Here is a 435-nt window from a genome sequence, read left to right on the forward strand (position 1 = left end):
GCGTCAGCAGCGAAGAGCAGCGCCACGACGGCATCCACGAAGGCGACAGAGGCTGCTGGCAGTGCGACGGCGGCAGCTCAGAGCAAAAGTACGGCAGAATCCGCAGCAACGCGCGCCGAGACAGCAGCAAAACGGGCAGAGGATATTGCATCCGCCGTGGCGCTTGAGGATGCGAGCACGACGAAAAAGGGGATAGTACAGCTCAGCAGTGCGACCAACAGCACTTCCGAGTCACTGGCGGCAACGCCAAAAGCCGTTAAGGCCGCGTATGACCTGGCTAACGGGAAATACACCGCACAGGATGCAACGACAGCACAGAAAGGGATAATCCAGCTAAGCAGCGCGACCAACAGCACGTCTGAAACGCTTGCCGCGACACCAAAGGCAGTAAAAGCAGCCAATGACAATGCTGAGAAACGTCTGCAGAAAGATCAG

Annotated in this window: 1 protein-coding gene; it reads left to right on the top strand. The window is 57.9% G+C overall.

Features of this window, described 5'->3' with window-relative positions:
• Window positions 1-435, top strand: a 435-nt coding sequence (locus RTW80_RS27360) for a tail fiber protein (RefSeq protein WP_312721223.1), incomplete at both ends; no start/stop codon positions are given.

Origin of the sequence: Escherichia sp. AM3, assembly GCF_032029835.1 — a bacterium.
In the GTDB taxonomy this organism is placed as follows: domain Bacteria; phylum Pseudomonadota; class Gammaproteobacteria; order Enterobacterales; family Enterobacteriaceae; genus Escherichia; species Escherichia coli.